At 71.1% G+C, this 16,153-nt stretch carries 14 protein-coding genes; 9 read left to right on the forward strand and 5 right to left on the reverse strand.

Translation table 11 applies throughout. The features are described 5' to 3' along the window. The first annotated feature begins 99 nt into the window (after positions 1 to 99). The 4 genes from ACIRF9_RS11085 (at position 100) to ACIRF9_RS11100 (ending at position 3,628) form a co-directional block, all read left to right on the forward strand. On the forward strand, positions 100 to 1,095 hold the full coding sequence (locus tag ACIRF9_RS11085; RefSeq protein WP_403819199.1) for an ATP-binding cassette domain-containing protein: 996 nt from the start codon (positions 100 to 102) through the stop codon (positions 1,093 to 1,095). Then, on the forward strand, positions 1,095 to 1,916 hold the full coding sequence (locus ACIRF9_RS11090; RefSeq protein ID WP_403819201.1) for an ABC transporter permease: 822 nt from the start codon (positions 1,095 to 1,097) through the stop codon (positions 1,914 to 1,916). The genes ACIRF9_RS11085 and ACIRF9_RS11090 overlap by 1 nt, the downstream gene beginning before the upstream one ends. Next, the gene (locus ACIRF9_RS11095) at positions 1,916 to 2,722 is read left to right on the forward strand and encodes an ABC transporter permease (RefSeq protein ID WP_403819202.1); all 807 of its coding nucleotides are present in this window, start codon (positions 1,916 to 1,918) and stop codon (positions 2,720 to 2,722) included. Before ACIRF9_RS11090 ends, ACIRF9_RS11095 begins: the two co-directional genes overlap by 1 nt. Before the next feature lie 114 nt (positions 2,723 to 2,836). Continuing rightward, the gene (locus ACIRF9_RS11100) at positions 2,837 to 3,628 is read left to right on the forward strand and encodes a DUF6445 family protein (protein WP_403819204.1); all 792 of its coding nucleotides are present in this window, start codon (positions 2,837 to 2,839) and stop codon (positions 3,626 to 3,628) included. 73 nt (positions 3,629 to 3,701) lie between these two features. Here the strand turns inward: ACIRF9_RS11100 and ACIRF9_RS11105 are convergent, their stop codons facing one another. Next, a complete protein-coding gene (locus ACIRF9_RS11105) occupies positions 3,702 to 4,964 on the reverse strand; it encodes an MFS transporter (RefSeq protein WP_403819206.1) in 1,263 nt (420 codons plus the stop codon). Positions 4,965 to 5,060: 96 nt separating this feature from the next. On the opposite strand from ACIRF9_RS11105, the gene ACIRF9_RS11110 reads away from it, so the two are divergent. The 3 genes from ACIRF9_RS11110 to ACIRF9_RS11120 all read left to right on the forward strand — a co-directional run bounded on the left by ACIRF9_RS11110 (position 5,061) and on the right by ACIRF9_RS11120 (position 8,442). Beyond that, on the forward strand, positions 5,061 to 6,146 hold the full coding sequence (locus tag ACIRF9_RS11110) for an endo-1,4-beta-xylanase (protein WP_403819207.1): 1,086 nt from the start codon (positions 5,061 to 5,063) through the stop codon (positions 6,144 to 6,146). Positions 6,147 to 6,328: 182 nt separating this feature from the next. Then, positions 6,329 to 7,660 (forward strand): jacalin-like lectin, encoded by a 1,332-nt coding sequence (locus tag ACIRF9_RS11115; RefSeq protein ID WP_403819209.1) that lies wholly within the window; start codon positions 6,329 to 6,331, stop codon positions 7,658 to 7,660. A gap of 173 nt (positions 7,661 to 7,833) precedes the next feature. Then, positions 7,834 to 8,442 carry a TetR/AcrR family transcriptional regulator gene (locus tag ACIRF9_RS11120; RefSeq protein WP_403819211.1) on the forward strand — a complete coding sequence of 203 codons (609 nt, stop codon included), beginning with the start codon at positions 7,834 to 7,836 and terminating at the stop codon, positions 8,440 to 8,442. Between the two features lie 54 nt (positions 8,443 to 8,496). Here ACIRF9_RS11120 and ACIRF9_RS11125 read toward each other — a convergent pair whose 3' ends face one another. Together ACIRF9_RS11125 and ACIRF9_RS11130 are read right to left on the reverse strand one after the other, a co-directional pair. Further along, positions 8,497 to 9,285 (reverse strand): isocitrate lyase/phosphoenolpyruvate mutase family protein, encoded by a 789-nt coding sequence (locus tag ACIRF9_RS11125; RefSeq protein ID WP_403819213.1) that lies wholly within the window; start codon positions 9,283 to 9,285, stop codon positions 8,497 to 8,499. 82 nt (positions 9,286 to 9,367) lie between these two features. Further along, positions 9,368 to 9,748, reverse strand: coding sequence for a VOC family protein (locus ACIRF9_RS11130; protein WP_403819215.1), 381 nt, complete (start codon positions 9,746 to 9,748; stop codon positions 9,368 to 9,370). Between the two features lie 130 nt (positions 9,749 to 9,878). Here ACIRF9_RS11130 and ACIRF9_RS11135 point away from each other — a divergent pair, with 130 nt between their 5' ends. After that, the gene (locus ACIRF9_RS11135; RefSeq protein WP_403819216.1) at positions 9,879 to 11,270 is read left to right on the forward strand and encodes a hypothetical protein; all 1,392 of its coding nucleotides are present in this window, start codon (positions 9,879 to 9,881) and stop codon (positions 11,268 to 11,270) included. Positions 11,271 to 11,329: 59 nt separating this feature from the next. Here the strand turns inward: ACIRF9_RS11135 and ACIRF9_RS11140 are convergent, their stop codons facing one another. Together ACIRF9_RS11140 and ACIRF9_RS11145 are read right to left on the reverse strand one after the other, a co-directional pair. Next, entirely contained in the window at positions 11,330 to 13,102 is a 1,773-nt protein-coding gene (locus tag ACIRF9_RS11140) for a DUF2264 domain-containing protein (RefSeq protein WP_403819218.1), read from the reverse strand. 124 nt (positions 13,103 to 13,226) lie between these two features. Continuing rightward, positions 13,227 to 14,279, reverse strand: a complete 1,053-nt coding sequence (locus ACIRF9_RS11145; RefSeq protein WP_403819219.1) for a rhamnogalacturonan acetylesterase — start codon at positions 14,277 to 14,279, stop codon at positions 13,227 to 13,229. 191 nt (positions 14,280 to 14,470) lie between these two features. Here ACIRF9_RS11145 and ACIRF9_RS11150 point away from each other — a divergent pair, with 191 nt between their 5' ends. Then, positions 14,471 to 16,150 carry a rhamnogalacturonan lyase B N-terminal domain-containing protein gene (locus ACIRF9_RS11150; protein ID WP_403819221.1) on the forward strand — a complete coding sequence of 560 codons (1,680 nt, stop codon included), beginning with the start codon at positions 14,471 to 14,473 and terminating at the stop codon, positions 16,148 to 16,150. Positions 16,151 to 16,153: the final 3 nt, after the last annotated feature.

Consider the following 16,153-nt stretch of genomic DNA (forward strand, 5'->3'; position numbering starts at 1 on the left):
TCGATTGACCATGTGATCGGCATTCCGACACGGTGATGACGTCTCCCGCGGCCGTCCGGCTCCCCGCCGGCCGGCCGCGCTTCACTGGAGGTTGAACGAGTGAGCGGCACCATCCAGGTGCGCGGTCTGTCCCGCACCTTCCACACCACCGTCCGCCGACCCGGCTTCGGCGGAGCGCTGCGTTCCCTGGTCAACCCGGAGCGGGTCGCCAAGCACGCGGTCAGCGACATCACCTTCGACGTGGACTCGGGCGAACTCCTCGCCCTCCTCGGCCCGAACGGCGCCGGCAAGTCCACCACCATCAAGATGCTCACCGGCATCCTCACCCCCACCTCCGGCGAGGCGCGCGTCGCGGGCGTCGTGCCGTACGAGGAGCGGGAACGCAACGCCCGTAACATCGGGGCGGTGTTCGGGCAGCGCACCCAGCTGTGGTGGGACCTCCCGGTGCGTGAGTCGTTCGCGATCCTCCGGGACATCTACGAGGTGCCGAAGGCCGAACACGCCGCCCGCCTCGAGGAGTTCGACGACCTGCTCGCGCTGTCCTCCTTCTGGGACACCCGCGTGCGCCATCTCTCCCTCGGCCAGCGGGTGCGCAGCGACCTGGCGGCCGCGCTGCTGCACGATCCGCCGGTCGTCTTCCTCGACGAGCCGACCATCGGCATGGACGTGGTGGTCAAGGAGCAGGTGCGCGAGTTCCTGCGCCATCAGGTCGAACAGCGGGGCCGTACGGTCCTGTTGACCACGCACGACATGACGGAGGTCGAGCGGCTCGCGGAACGGGTGGTGCTGATCAACCACGGGCGGCTGGTGCTGGACGGCACGCTCGACGAGATCCGCCGCAAGTTCGGCTCCACCTGGCAGGTGCGGGCCACGCTCGCCGACCCGCACACCGAGGTGACCGCGCTGCCGGGAATCGCGGTGGTCCGGCGCGAGGGCGCACGCGTGGTGTTCGGCCCCGAGGGCGCGACCGCGCCGACCGTGCACCAGGCGCTGAAGTCGGTCATCGAGCGGTACGAGGTGACGGACATCGCCCTGGACGAGGCGGAGTTGGAGGACGTGATGCGCGCGGCCTACGTGCAGGCCGGGGAGGCGTGATGGCCGTCCTGCACAGGCGGCCCGTCGTGCACGGGTGGCGCGCCACCCGCGTCACCCCGCTCGGCGAGCTGAACACCCCGCCCCGGATCACCGCGTCCCTGCTGCGGCTGTCCGTCCAGGTGGTGCTGGTGGCGTCGCTGTGGAACGGCCTGTACGCCCAGACCGGTACGACCGCGGGCATGAGCCGCGACCAGGCGGTCACGTACGCCGTGCTGGCGGTACTGGCGTCCCGGCTGCGCATGCTGGACCAGTACGCGGGCCGGGACACGGTGCTGCAGCACATGCACTTCGGCACCATCGTGTACTGGTACCTGCGCCCGCTGGCGCCCGGCCGGTACTACGCCCTGCGCGCGCTGGGCGAGCAGCTGTACGGACTCGCCTGGGCGCTGGCCGGGTACGCGGTGTGCCTGGCGGCCGGAGTCGTGCAGCCGCCCCACTCCGCGGCCGCGGGCGGCGTGTTCGCGCTGAGCCTGCTGCTCGGCCAGTGGGTGCTGTACTACGTCATGCTGGTCATCGACCAGCTCTGCTTCTGGACGCTGCGCAACGGCGCCGCCGTCATGATCCTCATCTTCGCGCAGAACCTGCTGGCCGGGGTGTACGCGCCCCTGTGGTTCTTCCCCGACTGGTTCGTGACCCTGAGTTCCTTCCTGCCCTTCCAGGCGACCCTCAGCGTGCCGCTGTCGCTGTACGTGGGCCGCATCCAACTCTCGGACGCGCCGGGCCAGTTGGCGATCCAGGCCGCCTGGGTCGTCGTACTCGCGCTGGTCACCCGTTTCCTGTGGCGGCAGGCCGGCCGCCGTGTCATCTCCCAAGGAGGCTGATGCGCTTGAACGCCGTACGGATCGCGTGGCGCATCACGCGCCTGAACTTCCGCTCCCAACTCGAGTACCGCTCCGAGTTCCTGATGATGATCGCGATCGGCGCGGTCTGGCAGGTGTCCGTCATCGTCTTCGCGACGGTGCTGCTGACCCGGTTCACCGGGATGGGCGGCTGGGACAGCTCCGAGGTGCTGCTGATCCCGGCGACCCGCATGCTGGCGCACGGGCTGTTCGTGCTGTTCCTGGGCCGGACGTTCGGTCTCGGCCGGCACATCCAGGAAGGAGTCATCGACACCTACCTGGTGCGTCCGATGCCGGTGCACCGCCAGGTCCAGCTGTCCTACTTCCCGACCAACGCGATCGGTGACCTGACGGTCGCGGTGGGGCTGATGGCGGGCGCGCTCAGCCGCAGCGACCTGGACTGGACGTCGGGCCGGATCACGTACCTGGTGGTGTCGGTCATCGGCGGCATGCTCCTGGAGGCGGCCCTGTTCACTGCTCTGGCCGGCGCCTCGCTGCGCTTTCCGGCCGCCGACTACTGGGGCAGCTGGCTGGAGGAACTCCTCGGCACCTTCGGCAGCTACCCGCTGAACGTGCTCCCCCGGGCGGTCGGCGGCCTGCTCACCTACGGCCTTCCCCTCGCGTTCGTCGCCTACCTCCCGGCCGCCGTCCTCACGGGCCACGGCCACGAGACCATCGTCCCCTACTGGCTGGCGGCGGCCTCCCCGCTGCTGGGCGCGCTGGCGTACCTCGGCGCCCGGCTGCTGTGGCGGTGGAGCCTCAAGCACTACACCGGCGTGAACGGATGACCGGCATCCGCGAATACTCCGATATAGCTATTTAAGCAACCAAGCACATCAATCCCGACAAGTCGGCCGGTAACCTTCGAGTGTCAGTCACCGCACGACGAAGGAAGTCCGGCCATGGCGTTCATCCCCGGCGATCAGGTCCACTTCGGCGGTGAGGTCGCCGTCGTCCTGGCGGATCGCGGTGACGGCGGATACCTCATCTCCAGCGGCTCCGCGCGGCTGCCGATGCAGGTACCCGCCGACACCCTCAGGGAGGCACAGCGCAAGCCCTCCGCCAAGCGGATGTTCACCCCCTCCGCCCCGCACCTGCTGTCCGTGGACGACTTCCTCGACGACCCGGACGAGGTGCGCGGGATCGCGCTGAGCACCGGCTACCACACCGACGCGCGGTACTTCAAAGGCCTGCGCAGCGACCACCGGTTCCTCTGGCCCGGCCTGCGCGAGGAGTTCTCCCGGCTGCTCGGCACCCCGGTCACCGAATGGCTCGGCCACAACGCCAACGGCGTCTTCCAGCAGACCGCGCACGACGACCCGCTGGTCTGGCACCACGACTCGCAGACCTACGCCGCCGCGATCTACCTGAACCCGAACCCGCCCGCCGGCGCCGGTACCAGCTTCTGGCGCGACAGGACCTACGGCTGCCGGCGCGCCCCCAACCACCCGAAGGAAGAGGCTCGCCTCGGTAGCCCCGAGGCTGTCGAGGCCGCGCGCTCGGTCGTCTACGACGCGTACAACCTCGAGAACGGGGACAACTGGGAGCTCGTCGAGTCGATCTCCGGCCAGTACAACCGGCTCGTGATCTGGGACGCCAAGCTGTTGCACTCGGCCACGTCGTACCAGCATTTCTCCGGGGAGCACGGCAGCCACCGCCTGGTGCAGCTCTTCTTCTTCGACATCGGCGTCTGAGCCCTTCGGCACCGTAGAGCGCCCTTCGGCCACCGCGGCCGGAGGGCGCTCGAGCGTCCACGGCGGCGGCCCGTCATCCCCGTCCCGCCCCGCGTATCGGTGTCAGCAGCGCGACCCCCGCGACCAGGACGCAGGCGCCGCCCGCCGCGAGCGCCACGGGGGCGGTCCCGTGGTGTTCCGCCGTCCACGTCAGGACGGCCGCGCCCACCGGGGCCGCCGCGTAGTGGAGGGTCCAGAAGGCGGAGGTGACGCGCCCGAGCAGGGGCTCCGGGGTCACCTCCTGGCGCAGGGACATCGAGCAGGTGCCGGCCACGGCGACGCAGGCCAGGAAGACGGCGGCGAGGGCGCCGACGACGGGCACGTCCCGTGCCCGGCCCAGCCCCGCGACGGCGATCCCGCTCACCGCGACCGCCGCCGTCCAGGTGGGTCCGAAGCCGAGCCTCCGGCGCACGGGGGCGACGAGCAGGGACCCGGCGATGGTGCCGAGCGCCCCGGTCGCCATGACGGTGCCGACCGTGCCGTCGTCGTGGCCGAGATCGTGCTTGAGGTGGTAGATGACCAGGTCGTTGAGGCCGAGGGTGAGGAAGCTGAAGACGAAGAGCAGGGCGGTCAGGGCGCGCAGTACGGGATGGCCGTACAGGAAGGCCACCCCGGCCCGCAGGTCCCGCCACAGCCCCGCCCGCTCGGGTGCCCGCTCGTCCGGTGGCCGCCTGCGGATCCGTACGACGGCCAGGCAGGCGGCGGAGGCGCCGAAGCTGGCCGCGTCCACGCCGACCGCGGCGGCCGGGCCGGTCCAGGCGGCGAGCAGGCCGGCGCACAGCGGGCCGAGGACGCCGGCCGCGGCGGCGGTCGCGTTGAGGCGCCCGTTGGCCTCGGTGAGCTGCCCGGTGCCGACCAGACCGCGGACGACGGTGACGTAGCCGACCGCGAACAGCATGCCCACGGCCTCGCACAGGGGCAGCACGGCGTAGAGCAGCCAGATCCGCGGTCCGAACAGCCACACCAGGGGGATCAGCCCGTAGAGCACCATCCGGACCAGGTCGCAGGCGATGAGCAGCCGGCGCCGGTCCACCCGGTCGACCACCGCCCCCGCGAACACCGCGGCGACGACCGAGGCGGCGCCGCCGACCGCCGTCAGCAGGCCCATCCGGGCGAGCGAGCCGGTGGCCTGGAGGACGAGCAGGGGCAGGGCGATCAGCGCGAAGGAGTCACCGAGGAAGGAGAGCGTCTGCGCGGCCCAGAAGATCCCGAAGTCCCGCTGCCGCCAGAGGGGTCGGGGTCCGCTGCCGGTGACGGTCCGCTGCGATCGGCCGCCGCTGCGCGCCCTGTACGCCACTCGTCCCCCTCCGATTTCCCGGCAACCTTACGTTCCCCGGCGGCGACACACAGGGGAAGACCCGCATCCCCACTCCCCCAGCTCCGAGGAGCAGCCGTGCCCCACACACCGGTGAACCACCGGCGCCGTCGCCGCCTCCTGCGTCCCGTCCCGCTCGCCGTCGCGGGCGCGCTCGTCGCCACGGCGGCCGTGGCGCTGCCGCGTCTCACGCCCGACGCCTCGGCCGCCACCACCCTGCGCGGCTACGCGGACGGGCGCGGCGTGAAGATCGGCGCGGCGGTCGGCGACACCCCGCTGACCTCCGACTCGTCGTACACCACGGTCCTGGACCGGGAGTTCAACTCGGTGACGGCGGAGAACGCGATGAAGTGGGACGCCGTCGAACCGAGCCGGGGCAGTTTCAACTGGGCCGCCGCCGACCGGCTGGTGGCGCATGCCGCCGCGCACAACCAGGGCGTACGGGGCCACACCCTCGTCTGGTACGCGCAGTTGCCGTCCTGGCTGAAGAACGGCAACTTCTCGGCGAGCGAGCTGAACACGATCCTCAAGAGCCACATCGACACCGAGGTCGGGCGCTACAAGGGCAAGGTGTACGCCTGGGACGTGGTCAACGAGACGTTCAACGAGGACGGTTCGATGCGCGGTTCGCTGTGGCAGACCAAGCTGGGCACCGGGTACATCGCCAACGCGCTGAAGTGGGCGCACGCCGCCGATCCGAACGCGAAGCTGTACATCAACGACTACAACATCGAGGCGGACAACGCCAAGAGCGACGCCCTGTACGCGCTCGCCAAGCAACTCCTCGCGCAGGGTGTGCCGTTGCACGGCATCGGCTTCCAGTCTCACTTCGAGGTGGGCAAGGTGCCGTCGACGATGAAGCCGAACCTGAAGCGGTTCTCCGACCTCGGCCTGGAGGTGTCGGTCACCGAACTGGACATCCGCATCCCGCTGCCCGCCTCCTCCGCCGAACTCGCCCAGCAGTCCACCGACTACAAGACGGCGAGCGAGAACTGCCTCGGTGTGCCGCGCTGCGCCGGCGTCACCCTGTGGGGCGTCACCGACAAGTACTCGTGGGTGCCGGGCACGTTCAGCGGATACGGGGCGGCACTGCCGTACAACGAGAGCTACGGGGCGAAGCCGGCGTACACCGGGCTGTCGAACGGGATCAATCCGAACGCGTGACCCCGGCCGGGCCGCGGCCGCCGGTCCGCTTCCGACGGCGGCCCCGCGGAGGGGAGGGCAGCAAGCGATTTCGTCCCGGCACTCACTGTTTCCTCGACAACCCTTGTGCGTCACACCGGTCGGCCCCAATCTTGAGCACTGTTCAGCTCTCTTGCCGCTCCCCCGACCGGAGACACCCCCACATGAGACGACTCATCGGCACCCTCGCGGCCGCCGTCCTGGCCCTGACCGGCCTGACCGCGGCCGCCGCCGCACCCGCCCAGGCGGACTCCGCCGCCGCCACGACGGGCACGTTCAACGTCCTGACCTACAACGTCGCGGGCCTGCCCGAGGGCCTGAGTTCGGGCCACCCGGCCACCAACACCCCTTTGATCTCACCCCGGTTGACGGCCTACGACATCGTCAACGTCCAGGAGGACTTCAACTACCACGCGGCGCTGTACGCGGGTGACAACCATCCGTACCGCACGGCGACCAGCGGCGGCGCCGGCATCGGCGACGGACTCAACACGCTCTCCGACTACGCCTTCCAGGACTTCGAGCGGGTGCGCTGGAACGACTGCACCGGCACCAACTGCCTGACCCCGAAGGGCTTCACGCTGGCCCGGGTGCGGCTGGCCGAGGGCGTCTTCGTGGACCTCTACAACGTGCACACCAACGCCGACGACACCGACGACGCGCTGGCCGCGCGCCGCGCCAACATCGAGCAGCTGTCGGACTTCATCCAGGCGAACTCCTCGGGCAACGCGGTGATCGTGATGGGTGACACCAACACCCGGTACACCCGCAGCGGCGACAACATCCGCACTCTGGCCGACGAGAACGGGCTGACGGACGCGTGGGTGCAGCTGGTGAAGGGCGGCGTCCGGCCCACGCAGGGCGCGGACGCGCTGCTGTGCCCGACGACGGCGCCGACGAACGACTGCGAGGTGGTGGACAAGGTCTTCTACCGGGGAAGCAGGCTGCTGTCCCTGACGGCGACCCGCTACAACAACGAGTGGGCGTCGTTCCTGGACTCCGCGGGCGGCAATCTCTCCGACCACTTCCCGCACACGGTGGACTTCTCCTACACCCTCAACTCCTCCCTGCGGGCCAGTGACTTCTTCGGCGGTCCGCACGGCACGGCGTTCAACGACGCGGACGACCTGCCCACCGCCCCGGCTCCGCGCACCCTGACCCTGCGGGGCGGATCCCGCCTGGACGCGGTGGCGTTGACGCACGACGGGGGCACGACGCTCACCCACGGCGGCACGGGCGGCACCGCGACCTCCCTGACCCTGGCGGCCGGCGAGCACCTCACGTCCGTGAAGCTGACACAGGGTCAGAAGGACGGTCACACAAGGATCTTCTCCGCCGCCTTCACCACCGACAAGGCACGCACCCTGTCCGCCGGAACGGCGACCAGCGACACCACGACCTTCACGGCACCCACCGGCTGGCAGATCGTCGGCTTCACGGGCCGCTCGGGCGACGAGGTGGACAAGCTGGGCGTGCTGTACGCGCCGATCGGCTGAGCGGGACGCCCCGGCCCGTCCCAGGGCGGGAGCCCTCGGGGGCCGGGGCGGACCGGGGTCGGGGGCGGGCCGCTGCTTCGCGCACTCGGGCCTCCGGGCACGCCGGCCCGGCCGCCTCTAGGATTCCCCCTGACCTGCTCAAAGCCCGAGTCGAGTACACCAGGCGGTCCCCCATGCCCCGCGCCGGCCTCACCACCGACCGTCTCGTCGCGGCCGCCGCCGAGCTGGCCGACGAGGCCGGCTCCGACGGCGTCACCATCTCGGCGCTGGCCCGGCGCTTCGGCGTGAAGGACGCGAGTCTGTACTCCCACGTCAGGAACCTCAAGGACCTGCGGACCCGGCTCGCCCTGTTCGTGGGCGGCGAGATGATCGACCGGATCGCGGTGGCCGTCGCCGGGCTGGCCGGCAAGGACGCGCTCGCCGCCTTCGCCGGGGCCTACCGGGAGTACGCCCTCCAGCACCCGGGACGGTACGCGGCCGCGCAGATCCGTATCGACCAGGAACTCGTCGTCGACTCCCCCGCCCTGCGCCGCACCGCCGAGATCACCCACGGCATGCTCCGCGCCTACGGCCTCACCGAACCCGACCTCACCGACGCCGTCCGCCTGCTGCGCAGCACCTTCCACGGGTACTGCGCCCTGGAGGCCGGCGGGTCGTTCGGCGCGCCCCGGGACGTACAGCGGTCGTGGGACAAGGCGATCGACGCGCTGCACACGGCCCTGACGTACTGGCCCCGCGAGGACACGCACGACGGGGCCCGAGCGGAGTCCGAGGACGACTGACCTCCCGGCAGGGAAGGTCCCGAGCGGCTCGGGCACCGGCCTGTGAGCGCGGCCTCAGCCGAGAGGGTCCGTTTCCGCCAGGGCCTGGACGTCGCCGTACGTCGGTGTCCGCCCCCCTGGTGTCCGGCCGTCACGGATGTCCGTGACCGCTTCCAGGGCCGCGCCCAGGGCCCGCCGGTAGAGCAGCGAGCCGAGGCTGACGCGGCGCACCCCGAGGTCGGCGAGGTGGGGGACGGTCGGGCCGGCCGGCGAGTAGAGGATGTTGAGGGGCACGTCCAGGCGGGCGACGAGGTCGGCGATCCGCCGCGGGTCGGTCAGCGCGGGGACGAACACGCCGTCCGCGCCCGCCTGTCGGTAGGTGTCGAGGCGGGACAGGGTTTCGTGCCAGGTGTCGTCCTCGCGCTCGTCGGCGCCCGACCAGTACGTGTCCGTACGGGCGTTGACGAAGAGGCCGGGTGCGGCGCGCTTGACGGCGGCGATCTTCGCGGCGTGCCGGTCGGCAGGCCCCAGCGCGTCCTCCAGGTTGACGCCGACGGCTCCCACGGCGGCGAGCCGCCGCGCGAACTCCCCCACCTCGTCCGGATCCTGGCTGAACCCGTCCTCCGCGTCCACGGAGAGGAGGAAGGGCTCCGAGCCGAGGAGCAGGGCGAGGCGGAGGGTCTCGTCACGGGTCGCCGCCGTCCCGTCGGGCAGCCCGGCGGCCGCGGCGACGGCCAGACTCGTCGTGCCGATCGCCGGGAAGCCCTCTCGGGCCAGGGCCAGCGCGGAGGCATGGTCCCAGGCGTTGGGCAGCAGGAGCGGCGCGTCGGCGTGGTGAAGGGCGGCGAACGGGGTCACGGGCATACGTCCACGCTAGGGGTCCGACCCTTCGGCGCCCGCCGAACAACGGCCGACGACATCGGGCGGGCCCGGGCGACGGCGCCGCTCAGCCGGATGCCGTGGCCGCCCGCTCCGCCGCACTGCGCTCCACGCAGAACTCATTGCCCTCCGGGTCCGCGAGCAAGGCCCACCCGCTGCCGTCCGCCCTGCGGTGGTCGTGGACCAGCGTGGCGCCGAGGGCGAGCAGGCGTTCGACCTCCTCCTCGCGGGTCCGGTCCTGCGGCTCGAGGTCGAAATGGATGCGGTTCTTGACGGTCTTCCCCTCCGGAACGGTGACGAAGAGCAGGCCCGCGCCCTCGATCAGCGCCTCCTCGTCCCCGGGCTTGTCGTCCTCGTGGAGGGGCTGGTCGAGCACCTCGGACCAGAAGCTGCCGAGGGCGTAGGCGTCGGAGCAGTCGATCGTCACGTGGCGGATGGCAGAAGTCATGCCCGGATTGTTGTGCACGCCGTCACCCGCTGCAACGGAGAAACCCCGGTGCGGCCAGTGCCGTCCCCCGTACCCCGGAATTCTCTCCCGTCACGGCAACCCTTTCCCGCCCCGGTGGCAACCACAGGCCATGACATCTGCACGACGGACAACGCGCCACCGCCGCATCCGCGCGGCCCGCAAGCCCGCCATCGGCGCCCTCGCGGCCGCCGGGGTGCTCGCCGGCGCGTGGTACGCCACCGCCGGGGCCGCGACGACCACCGCCGCCCCGAACCTCACCCCCACCACCACGGCCGTGGCCCTCACCGCCAAGTTCCCCTACCTCTCGGCCGGTTACAACAACACGCGCGAGTGGACCCGGACGACGACCGCGGTGGCCCCGAACGGCACGCTGCGGGTGGCCTGGCCCGCCGCGGACGGCATCCACGTCACCCCGCTGACCGCCGCCGGGAAGCGCTCGGGTGCGGACACGGTCGTCAAGGGCGCCAAGGAAGTCGGCGGCCTGGTCGCGCACAACGACGGCTTCGCGCTGCTCACGCGTGTCTCCGACACCAACAAGTGGAAGGAGACGGCGGCCGCGATCGTCCGCTACACGAACGGCAAGCAGACGTTCCGCACCAAGCTCACCGGCACCGCCTCCCACGACACGTCGCCCACCCTCGACGGTCAGCTCACCTGGAACGGCAAGAAGTACGGCGCCTACTTCGTCGTGCACGGCGCGGGCGGCTTCGCCGACGGGCACTACGGCGACAAGCTGACCTACATCAGCGCCAAGGGGTCCAAGCTCAGCGGCGGCTGGGGCTGGGGGTGCAGCCACAACGAGGGCATCGCGCTGCACGCCGAGACCTCCGGCGCCTTCACCTCCCTCTGCTTCGACGACTGGCGCTCGGGGCTGTTCGTCTCCACCGGGATCGCCGCCCCGGACGTCGCCCCGGTCGTACAGCGCGAGCAGTGCTGGGCCGGCTACTGCGGCGGGACCTTCCCCGGCCGCACGGGCGACCTCGTGAAGTCCTCCACCGGCCGCTACGCCACCGCGTTCGCCTCGCGCGGGGCCGCCTCCGCGAAGAAGAACCCGGACGACTCCAGCGGCCGCGGCTGGACGGTCAAGCCGAAGACCAGCACCCATCAGGTCGCCGTCGCCTTCATGAAGAACCGCAACTCGGGTCCCGGCAAGGCGGTGTACCTCACGAGCGCGGCCGGCACGGAGAACGTGAACGTCCACATCGCCCCGTACGGCAAGGACCGGCTCCTGCTGTCCTGGGAGTCGCTGAAGAACGCCAAGTGCGCCTCCGGGACCTGCACCGGCACCTTCACCGGCACCCATCTGCGTCTCATCGACTGGAACGGCAAGTTCCAGAGCGCGGACAAGGTGGTGAGCACCCGCATCACGGGCGACATCGCGGTCCTCAAGGACTCCACCCTGACCTGGGCGTACGCCCCCGTGACCCCGACGTACGCGAAGCCGCTCAGCGGGGCCTCGCCGACCACGAAGACCCTGCGGATCGCCCGCCTCAAGCCCTGAGACGGATGATCCGGCCCCCGGGCCCCGGCCGCGCCGGGGCCCGGCGTGCAGCCGAGGGCTCAGAACGTGGTGCTCACCGCGTTCCCCGAGACGCTCACCCGGACCTCGGGGCCCCCGCTCCAGCGGACATGGATCCGGTCCTGTCCCTCCACCCGCACCGAGACCGTCTCCTCCAGGGGTACCGGTGCCGGCTCGGCGGTGAGCCGGGCGAGCGCGACGAAGAGGGTGTCGCCCTCTCCCGTAGTACCTGTGAGGGATCCAGTAGTACCTGTGAGGGGTCCAGTAGTACCTGCGAGGGGTCCGGCGGAATCGTCCAGGCCGAAGATCGGGGCGAGGTCGGCCCGCACCCCCTCCGCGGCCGCCCACCCCGTCACCCGTACCGGCGTCCCCGGCTCCGCCCCTGTCACCAGATGCGCCCGTACCTCCGTCGCCCGGTGCGCCAGCACGACACTGGTGACCCGCACCCCGCCGCCCACGGTGTGCCGCGACGCCACCCAGCCCTCCCCCACGCCCAGCGGCTCGATACCCGTACGACTCGGGTCGTCCCCGACGATCACACTGTTGTCGTACGTGACTGAGGACGACGATGAGGGCGTCGGTGAGGACGAGGGCGAAGGCGCCGTCACCGTCGAGTACGCCAGCCGTGTGTAGTACGGGTCGTAGCGGACGTCCTCGCTGCCGTGGTTGTGCAGCCGGACCAGGCCGTCCGCACGGGTCGACTGCAGCAGCCAGTTGGGCGCGCCGACCGGCGTGACCGCGTCCTCCCGCTCCGCCGGGCCCGGCTCCTCCGGCGCCGTCCACACCTCGTGGTCCGGGGGCAGCAGCAGGCCCAGGAAGCCCTTGCTCGCCCAGTAGGGGGAGGCGGGACCCGAATAGCCCTGCAGGACGGAGGGGTCGGGGCCGTGCCAGCCGAGGGTGAGCAGGCCGCGCTCGTCGACTGCGCCCCGCTCCAGGAAGTACTTCAGCGTGCCCGAGGCCAGCCGGCGTGTCTCGCCGGGCGGCAGCGGGGTGCGGCCGGTCAGGGCGCCGAGCCACAGTGGGGCGGTCGTCGCGAAGCGGTAGGTGAGGGAGCGGCCCTGGCGCACGGGGGCGCCGTCGCCGCCGAACAGGCGGGCGTAGTCGGCGAGGTGGGCCTCCAGCCGGTCACCGTATACAGTCAGCAGTCGACTGTCGTCCGCGAGCCATGCGTGCAGCACCGGATACAGGTGCATCGCCCAGCCGTTGTAGTAGTCGTACTTACGGCCGTCGCCGTCCGTGTACCAGCCGCCGCCGACGTACCACTCCTCGATCCGCTCCAGACCGCGGTCGACCGCCTTGCGGGACGCCTCGGCCTCGTAGCCGATCTCCTGGAGGAAGCCGCCGACCGTGACGGGGAACAACTCCCAGTTGCAGGGCCAGGGTTCGGCGGTCAGCGCGTCGCCGAGCCAGGCGGCCGCGCGGTGGCGTACGGAGTCGTCCAGGCGGTCCCACAGCAGGGGTCGGGTCAGCCGCAGCGCGAGGGCGACGGACGCGGCCTCGACGAGCGGCTGGCTCCGGTCCTCGATACGGGGCCAGACGCCGGACACACCGGCCGCCAGTCCGTCCGCGTACCGCTGAAGCGCCGTCTCGTCACGGCGGAAGGCGGCGAGGAGCAGAGTGCGGGCGTACCCCTCCAGACCGTCGGAGAGACGGCCCGCCCAGCTCTGCCGGTCGCCGGGGAAGTGGTAGAGGGCGAGGTCCTCGGTGGCGTACGGCTCCACGGCGGCCAGCAGGGCGTCGGCGGCCGCCTCCCAGTGGGCCCGGGTGTAGCCGGTGCGGGGGCTGAGGGCGGGATCGGGCGGGGGCAGTTGCATCGGCGGTTTCTCTCTCGGCGCGCGGCTGGTGCGGGAGCTGGGAGCCCCGTTCCCGTGCGGGAACCGGGAGCCCGGGGGCAGGACCTGGGGGCGTCCCGGTTCCGGTCGGGGCGCCCCCAGGAGTTCATCCCACCCGCACAGTGCCCCTCGGCACCAGACGCTGCGCCACGAGTTCGTCGCGGACCAGGCCCGCGTAGACCGTGGCGCCGTACACGGAGGTGTGCGTGTTGTCGCGTTTTTCGTTGTACAGGTACAGCGCCTTGGAGCCCTCGACGCCCAGCGACTCCACCAGCGCCTTGGTCTTCGCGGTCAGGTCGATCAGCGGTACGTCCTGCGTGGCGGCGACCGAGCGGATCACCGCCGGGTGGTCGACGCCGAGTCCGTTGACCAGCAGGGCCGTTCCGTTGTTCAGCGTGCCGTCGGCGTTGAACCAGCGGCGCACGACAGGGGTGACGAGGACGGGCCTGCCGCCCTTCTCCCGGACCCCTGCCACCAGTGTCTCCAGGTTCGCGCGGTACGTCACCTCGTCGGTCGTCTTGTCGTTGTGCGCGAGCTGGATCAGGACCAGGTCGCCCGGTCGGATCAGCGGCTGGACGGTGGCCCACAGCTGCGGGTTCTGCAGGTAGGTGACCGTACTCTCCCCGGAGTCCGCGTAGTTGGCGACCGAGACGCCCTTGCGCAGATACTGCGGCAGTTCCTGGCCCCAGCCGGTGTAGGGGTCGCCGGGCTGGTCGCAGACGGTGGAGTCGCCGACGAGGAAGATCTGCCGGGCGTGCCGCGCGGGGGTCACCCGGATGTCGGCGAGGGCGGGTGCCGTACCGCCAAATGCCAGATCCAGGCCGGGAGTTCCCTCGGCGCCGGTCGGTTCGCCCTCCGGCGTACGGACGTCGACGGTGAAGCTGCGGGCGACGCGTTCGCCGGCCGGGACGGCGGTCTCGGGGAGCAGCGCCCGCCGGGTCTCGCCGCTGACGCTCGTGCTCGAGTCGGCGCCGCCGCCGAGGACGACCTTGACGTCGTACGTGCCGGGCGGGACGTCGAAGTGGCAGGCGGTGGCGGTGCAGTGGTCGATGCCGAGGGGGGCGGGCCGGCGCTCGTGCGCCTGGGCGGAGACGGGGACCGCCGTCAGGACGGCGGTCAGCGTCAGCGCCGCCGGCACGGCGATGTTGAAACGTCTCACTCGAGGCTCCTCCGTCACGGTGGCAGTCCTGGCGGCTGGACCGTACCGCCTCCTGCAAGCGCTTTCTAGACTCTGAACCGATTTCACAAGATTGCCAACCTCCCGCAAGCGAAAGCCCTTTCGCGAAATCGATTCAACTGTCACTCTCTCCCACACCCGCACACCCCACACCTCCCGAAGGAGGCCCCCCCATGTCCGGATCCGAGCCCCACCCGGTCCGACGCCGCGCCTTCGTCCTCGGCACCGCGGCAGCCGCCGGCTCGGCCGCCCTGGCCGGCCCGCTCGCCGCCCCCGCGTCCGCCGCGGCCTTCGGCTGGAGCGACGACGGCTCGAACTACGTCGTCGACACCGGCGCGAGCCTGGTCTTCAAGGTCAGCAAGACCAACGGCGACCTGACCTCGCTGGTCTACAAGGGCACCGAGTACCAGGGCTACGACGGCAAGAACTCGCACATCGAATCCGGTCTCGGCACCTCGACGGTGACGATCGCCCAGTCCGGATCGACGATCCTGATCTCGGTCACCTACGGCACGCTCAAGCACTACTACGCGGCCCGCAGCGGCGAGAACAACGTCTACCTGTGGACCAACAAGGCCGACACCTCGGTCTCGGCGACCCGCTACATCGTCCGCGTGAAGAAGGGCCTGTTCCTCAACGACGAGCCCGACTCCTACACCTACACGTCCTCCACCATCGAGGCCTCGGACGTGTTCGCGAAGTCCGACGGCCAGACCCGCTCCAAGCACTACTCGAAGCTGCGCGTGATCGACTACAACTACATCGGCTGGTCGACGGGATCCGTCGGACTGTGGATCGTACGCAGCAACCACGAGAAGGCCTCCGGCGGCCCCTTCTACCGCTCCCTGCTGCGTCACCAGAGCGCCGACGGCGGCGGCCTGTACGAGATCCTGTACTACGGCGAGAACCAGACCGAGGCCCAGCGCTTCGGCCTCCAGGGCCCCTACGTCATCGCCCTCACGGACGGCGGCGCGCCGTCCTCGTCGCTCTTCCCCGGGACCCTGACCACGTCCTGGGCGGACTCCCTCGGCATCTCCGGGTACGTCGCCGCGAGCGGCCGGGGCCGGGTCGCCGGCGTCGGCATCAGCGGGCGCGACACGGCGTACCCGTACGCGGTGGGGCTCGCCAACTCGGCCGCCCAGTACTGGGGGTCGGCGCGGGCCTCGGACGGGTACTTCTCGGTCGCCGGGATACTGCCGGGGACGTACACACTGACCGTCTACAAGGGCGAGTTGGCTGTATACAGTACACAGGTGACCGTATCCGCCGGCGGTACGACCACCCTGAACACGATCGCCATCCCGTCCTCCAACGACCCGGGCAACGCGAGCGCGATCTGGCGGATCGGCGACTGGAACGGCACGCCGGGCGGCTTCAAGAACGCCGACCTGATGACGTACGCGCACCCTTCCGACGTCCGGGCGGCGTCCTGGACCGGGAACGTGGTGATCGGCAGCGGCACCGAGACGTCCGCCTTCCCCTGCTACCTGTGGAAGGACGTCAACAGCGGCATCATCGTCTACTTCAGACTGACCGCCGCCCAGGCCGCCGCCGCGCACACCCTGCGCATCGGCGTGACGACGGCCTACGCCAACGGCCGCCCCCAGATCGTCGTCAACGACACCTGGACGTCGGCCGTCCCCTCCCCGCCCACCCAGCCGAGCACCCGGTCGCTGACCGTGGGCTCCTACCGGGGCAACAACTACACGTTCACCTACAGCGTGCCGGCGTCCGCCTGGCTGACGGACACCAGCGCCTACAACCAGCTGAAGATCTACGTGGCGAGCGGTTCGGGGACGACGTCCTTCCTCAGCGCGGGCACGTCGATCGACGCGATCGACCTGCTCGCCTGACGT

Origin of the sequence: Streptomyces sp. NPDC096132, from assembly GCF_044763345.1 — a bacterium.
GTDB lineage: Bacteria > Actinomycetota > Actinomycetes > Streptomycetales > Streptomycetaceae > Streptomyces.

Coding starts and splice junctions, on each gene's coding strand:
- ACIRF9_RS11090 (WP_403819201.1), top strand. CDS start 1,095: ATGGCCGTCCTGCACAGGCGGCCCGTCGTGCACGGGTGGCGCGCCACC.
- ACIRF9_RS11095 (WP_403819202.1), top strand. CDS start 1,916: ATGCGCTTGAACGCCGTACGGATCGCGTGGCGCATCACGCGCCTGAAC.
- ACIRF9_RS11100 (WP_403819204.1), top strand. CDS start 2,837: ATGGCGTTCATCCCCGGCGATCAGGTCCACTTCGGCGGTGAGGTCGCC.
- ACIRF9_RS11115 (WP_403819209.1), top strand. CDS start 6,329: ATGAGACGACTCATCGGCACCCTCGCGGCCGCCGTCCTGGCCCTGACC.
- ACIRF9_RS11120 (WP_403819211.1), top strand. CDS start 7,834: ATGCCCCGCGCCGGCCTCACCACCGACCGTCTCGTCGCGGCCGCCGCC.
- ACIRF9_RS11125 (WP_403819213.1), bottom strand. CDS start 9,285: ATGCCCGTGACCCCGTTCGCCGCCCTTCACCACGCCGACGCGCCGCTC.
- ACIRF9_RS11130 (WP_403819215.1), bottom strand. CDS start 9,748: ATGACTTCTGCCATCCGCCACGTGACGATCGACTGCTCCGACGCCTAC.
- ACIRF9_RS11135 (WP_403819216.1), top strand. CDS start 9,879: ATGACATCTGCACGACGGACAACGCGCCACCGCCGCATCCGCGCGGCC.
- ACIRF9_RS11140 (WP_403819218.1), bottom strand. CDS start 13,102: ATGCAACTGCCCCCGCCCGATCCCGCCCTCAGCCCCCGCACCGGCTAC.
- ACIRF9_RS11150 (WP_403819221.1), top strand. CDS start 14,471: ATGTCCGGATCCGAGCCCCACCCGGTCCGACGCCGCGCCTTCGTCCTC.